The sequence below is a fragment of the Nakamurella sp. genome, from assembly GCF_048594475.1.
Classification (GTDB): domain Bacteria; phylum Actinomycetota; class Actinomycetes; order Mycobacteriales; family Nakamurellaceae; genus Nakamurella.
The window spans coordinates 1-5,021 of the sequence record NZ_JBMDXT010000330.1; the positions used below are offsets into that span (position 1 = coordinate 1).

Genomic DNA, 5,021 nt, shown 5'->3' on the forward strand with positions numbered 1-5,021 from the left:
ACGTTCTCGGTCAGGTCCCGGCTGGTCAGGCCCTTGTGCACCTGCTCGTGCCCGGCCAGCGCGTTGAACTCCTCGATCCGCGCCTTGACGTCGTGCCGGGTGACCCGCTCCCGGTCGGCGATGGCGGCGAGGTCGACGTTCTCGACGACCCGCTCGTAGTCGGCCAGCACCTCGTCGGAGACGTCCAGCCCGGCCGCCCGCTGCGCCCGGAGCACCGAGATCCAGAACCGGCGCTCGGCGATGATCTTGTTCTCCGGCGACCAGATCGCCACCATCTCCGGCGACGCGTATCGCTGGGCCAGCACGTTCTCCACGGCAGATGCACTCACGTCTACCCATCCTTCCAGCCCGCGCCGCCGGCCCCACCCCGGCCACCGTCCCCACCCCGACCACCGCTCCACCCCGGCCACCGTCCGCACCCCGACCACCGCCCCACCCCGACCACCGCCCCACCCAGACCATCGTCCGCACCCCGACCACCGTCCCCACCCCGCGCGGATCAACAACGCCGGCGCGGATCAACTGCCCCGGTTTGTGACGCCCGAGGCAGGAGTCGACGGGTTCGTCCGCGCGGCCGCCGGACCAGGACCGGGCCGGACCGCGCGGGACCGACCCGCGCGGATCAACAACGCCCGCGCGGATCAACTGCCCCGGTTCGTGACGCCCGAGGCAGGAGTCGACGAGTTCGTCCGCGCGGCCGCGGACCGGGACCGCGCCGGACCGCGAACCGGGACCGGGTCGGGAGGGAACGGCGCCAAACGGGTTGCCCGACGGCCGGGACGGCGGCCATGATCGCCGCCATGACCGCCGTCCCCACGCCCCGTGCCCGCCTCGCCGCCACCGCGGCCCGGCAGCAGCGGCGCGCGGAGTCCGGCCGGCCCCTCGCCCCGCGATGAGCTCCGCCCTCGTGGCCGGCCTGTTGGCCGGCTGGGGCATCGCCATCCCGGTCGGTGCCGTCGCCGCCTACCTGGTCGGCCTAACGGCTCGCACCGGGCCACGGGTCGGCGCGGCCGCGGCGCTCGGGGTGGCCACCGCCGACGGCATCTATGCGCTGATCGCCGTGCTCGGCGGGGTGGCGCTGGCCGGCGTCATTGCCGCCGTCGCGACTCCGTTGCGGTGGCTCTCGGTTGTCGTCCTGCTGGTCCTGGGCGTGCGCATCATCCTTGCCGCGGTGCGGGACTACCGCGCGCGGGCCGAGCAAGTCGATGCCCGAGGGGTGACCGGCCCGGGCCGGGCGTACCTGATGCTGTTCGGCATCACCCTGCTGAACCCCCAGACGATCCTCTACTTCGCCGCGCTGGTGGTCGGCAGCACCGCGACCTCGGTTCTGGCCGGTTCCGGGCCGGTCTGGCTCGGCGGCGCGACCTTCGTCCTCGCCGCGTTTGCCGCCTCGGCCAGCTGGCAACTGCTGCTGGTGGGGGGCGGGGTGGCGTTGGGCCGCGCACTGACCGGCCCCACCGGCCGGCTGGTCACCGGCCTGGTCTCCGGCGCGATGATCATGGCCTTCGCGGTGGCACTGCTGCTGGGAGGGTGAGAAGCGATCCGCCGACCCGGCGAACCACCATCTCCAGGCGACCCGCCGGTCTCGAGCGAAGACCCGCACTCGCTGAGCGGGAGCAGGCCTTCACTCGGCAGGGGCGACGGCTGCTGCACACGGGCCGGCACAGGGACACCGGGCGAGCCCCCACCGCACGGGCAGTCCGCACCCGCCGATCAGGGCGCGCCCGAGCAGCCGACGGGATCGAGCGAAGACCCGCACTCGCTGAGCGGGAGCAGGTCTTCACTCGGCGGGGGCGACGCGCGGCCGGACGCGGGGGCAGCGCAGGAAAGCCCAGCGGACCCGTCCGCACCGGCCACGCTGACCCTAGTGAGGGCACGCCCCGGGACCCCCGGATCGAGCGAGGACGCGCACTCGCCCAGCGGGACCAGGCCTTCACTCGGCGGAGGAGACGCACGGCCGGACGCGGCGCAGCGCAGGAAAGCCCAGCGGACCCGTCCGCACCGCACACGCCGACCCTGATGAGGGCACGCCCCGCGACCCCCCGGATCGAGCGAAGACCCGCACTCGCTCAGCGGGACCAGGCCTTCACTCGGCCGGAGGCGACGCACCGGCCGGATGCGGGGCAGGGCAGGAAAGCCCGGCGGACCCGGCCGCACCGGGCACGCCGACCCTGATGGGGGCACGCCCCGGGACCCCCGGGATCGAGTGAAGACCCGCACTCGCCCAGCGGGACCAGGCCTTCACTCGGCCGGGGCGCCGGCTGCTGCACACGGGCCGGCACAGCAACACCGGGCGAGCCCCTACCGCACGGCCACGCCGCACCCGCCGATCAGGGCGCGCCCGCGCAGCCACCGGGATCGAGCGAAGACGCCCACTCGCTCAGCGGGACCGAACCTTCACCCGGCGGGGCCCACCGCCCGGGGGCCAACCAGCCGGGGGCCGACCACCCGGCGGGGCCGACCAGCCGCGGGGCCGACCCAGCCGCGGGACCGGACGGAGGCCGGGGAGCGGCGGGGACGGCCGGTCAGGCCCGCACCGGCACGCGGGCCCCAGGGCGGGGCCGGGCCGGGCGCGGCGACGCCGATCGGCCCCGAGCCGGCGCCGGGGTCTCGATGCCGCCGGCCGGATCGCGGGTGGGATCGGCGGGCGTGACGGTCACCTCGAACAGATCGTCGGGGGTACACCGCAGGGCGGTGCACAGCGCCTGCAGGGTGGACAGCCGCACCTGGCTCGGTTCACCGGTCAGCAGGGCGCTCACCGACGGGACGGACAGCGGGTAGCCGGCCTCCTCGGCCAGCAACCGGCGCAGTTGGGTCGCGGTCCAGACGCCGCGCTCGGCGGCCGCCATCCTGAGCCTCCACCGGATCATCAACGCTGGTGCAACCCCTTCTCCGCGGTGCCGGGCCCGGCCGGGCCGGGTGCCGAGACCGTATCACCGAGGCGGCTCATTGTTCTACAGTCTGAGCCAGATTGTTCGACAATTAACCGAGGCTGGCCTGACAACGCGGGCTAGGCTGCCGGCATGGACTCGGTTCCCGGCCCGCCCGCCACGCGCGGGCCGCCCGGCTCGGGGCGGCGGGCGCCGTCGTCCACCCCGGCCCGGGTCGCCGGACACCTGCGCGACCAGATCACCCAGGGCCGGTTCCGGCCCGGCGACCGCTTGCGGGAGGAGGCGCTCGCCGAGTCGCTGGGGGTGTCCCGCAGCACGGTCCGGGAATCGTTCGCCGAGCTGGCCGCCGACCGCCTGGTCGTCCGGGAACCCAACCGCGGGGTCTGCGTGGCCTCGCCGACGGCGGCGGACGTGGTCGACATCTTCGCGGCCCGGCGACCCGTCGAGCTGGGTGCGGTCCGCAGCGGCGGGTCCCCGGTCATCGTCGCGACCGCCCGGTTGGCCGTCACCGACGGGCTGGAGGCGGCGCGGCACGGTGACGGCCCGGCCGCCGCGCGGGCCGATCGGCACTTCCATCGCACCCTGGTCGCACTGGCCGGCAGCACCCGTCTGAGCCACTTCATCCGGCAATTGACCTCCGAATTGCACTGGACCATGAGCGCGAACGGGGTCGGCCCGAGCCTGTTCCTGCAATTCGCACCGGACAATCTGCGAATTCATGACCGGCTGTCCGACGGCGATTTCGCCGGGGCGGCCGGCATCCTGGACGAATTGCTGACGCGGACCGAGCGGGACGTCGTCACCGCCGTGCTGCGGGCCGGCGACTGACCCGGCCGGCCGGTCCCGGCCACCACGGGCGTGGGACCCGAACGTGTTCTGGCGCCACCGGTCTCCGCGCGCCGCCGGCTCACCGAGAAAGGCGGCACCTTCCCGGTGAAGGTCGCACCTTCCTCGGTCAGGCCGCGCCTGCGCTGATCGCCCGCCGCCTGCCGATCCCCCGGCAAACCCTTGACGGCCGCATCCGGAAATGGTTGTTTCCAACAGGCGCAGCGCAATGCCCCCGCCCGCACCGCCTCCGTGACGACGGGCGGCCGTTCACGCCCCGGTCAATGGCCAGAAGGGACGACGCGATGACGACCCACCACCACCGCAACCATCGGGACCACGACGACCGGGCGGTCGGCGCATGAGCGGCCTGCCGGACGTCTCGGCCCTGCCCGGCCCGAACGCCGACCTGTGGGACTGGCAGTTGGGCGCCCGCTGCCGCCAACTGCCGACCGCCGCCTTCTTCCATCCCTGGGGCGAGCGCGGGGACCGGCGACACCGGCGGGAGGCGGCGGCCAAGGAGATCTGCGCGGGCTGCCCGGTGATCGAGGCCTGCGCGCGGCACGCGCTGGCCGCCCGCGAGCAGTACGGCGTCTGGGGCGGCATGGGCGAGGACGAACGCCGAGCGCTGCTGCGCGGCACCGGCCCGCGGGGGCGGGCGCGGCGGGAGCTGACCGGGGCCGTCGCGGGTTCGCCGGGCGCGGGGCCGTCCGGCTCGGGAGGATAGCCCCGGGACCCAATGGCGGGCGGCGGTGAGGTGGCGGCGATGACGCACGGCGGTTGGCTCGACGACTCGTTCACCGGGCAGTCGGTGACCCAGGCGTTCCTGCACAATCAGGCCGACGTCGCCGACCTGCTGGCCGCCGCGACGGGCGGCCGGCACGAGCGTTCGGACGGACTCGCCCTGGCCGACTCGGGCGGTCCGGTGATGTACACCAACCAGGCCGTCCTGCTGCAGCCCCTGCTCGGGCCGGACGACCCCCGGCTGGATCGGATCGAGCAGTTCTTCACCGGCGATCATCCGGCCATGGTCCTGTCGGCGTGGCCGACCCCGAACCTGAGCCCGCGCGGCTGGCAGCTCATCGGCCATCCGATGTTCGTCGTCCGGGCTCCGGGGCCGCACGACACTGCCTCACCCCCCGGTGTCACCGTCGTCCCGGTCGACGACGCCGTCGACCTCGCGGTCGCCGCGCGGGTCGCCGTCGACGGCTACCCGCTGCCGGAGGCGGTCGGCCTGCCGGCCTACGCCCTGTTCGGCACCGACCTGCTCGGCGGGCCGGTGCGGATCCGGGTCGCCTACGTGGA

At 74.9% G+C, this 5,021-nt stretch carries 5 protein-coding genes and 1 pseudogene; 4 read left to right on the forward strand and 2 right to left on the reverse strand.

All coding sequences use genetic code 11. The features are described 5' to 3' along the window. Positions 1 to 275 (reverse strand): annotated as a pseudogene (locus ACOJUF_RS14960) (adenylosuccinate lyase); the annotation flags it as partial. A 617-nt stretch (positions 276 to 892) separates the two neighbouring features. On the opposite strand from ACOJUF_RS14960, the gene ACOJUF_RS14965 reads away from it, so the two are divergent. Continuing rightward, a complete protein-coding gene (locus ACOJUF_RS14965) occupies positions 893 to 1,534 on the forward strand; it encodes a LysE family transporter (protein ID WP_420122625.1) in 642 nt (213 codons plus the stop codon). Between the two features lie 991 nt (positions 1,535 to 2,525). Here ACOJUF_RS14965 and ACOJUF_RS14970 read toward each other — a convergent pair. Continuing rightward, positions 2,526 to 2,873, reverse strand: a complete 348-nt coding sequence (locus tag ACOJUF_RS14970) for a helix-turn-helix domain-containing protein (RefSeq protein ID WP_420122626.1) — start codon at positions 2,871 to 2,873, stop codon at positions 2,526 to 2,528. A gap of 150 nt (positions 2,874 to 3,023) precedes the next feature. On the opposite strand from ACOJUF_RS14970, the gene ACOJUF_RS14975 reads away from it, so the two are divergent. From ACOJUF_RS14975 to ACOJUF_RS14985, 3 genes are all read left to right on the forward strand, one after another. Further along, a complete protein-coding gene (locus ACOJUF_RS14975; RefSeq protein WP_420122627.1) occupies positions 3,024 to 3,719 on the forward strand; it encodes a GntR family transcriptional regulator in 696 nt (231 codons plus the stop codon). A gap of 367 nt (positions 3,720 to 4,086) precedes the next feature. Beyond that, entirely contained in the window at positions 4,087 to 4,443 is a 357-nt protein-coding gene (locus ACOJUF_RS14980) for a WhiB family transcriptional regulator (RefSeq protein ID WP_420122629.1), read from the forward strand. A gap of 39 nt (positions 4,444 to 4,482) precedes the next feature. Continuing rightward, positions 4,483 to 5,021, forward strand: a 539-nt coding sequence (locus ACOJUF_RS14985) for an N-acetyltransferase (RefSeq protein ID WP_420122628.1), incomplete at its 3' end; no start/stop codon positions are given.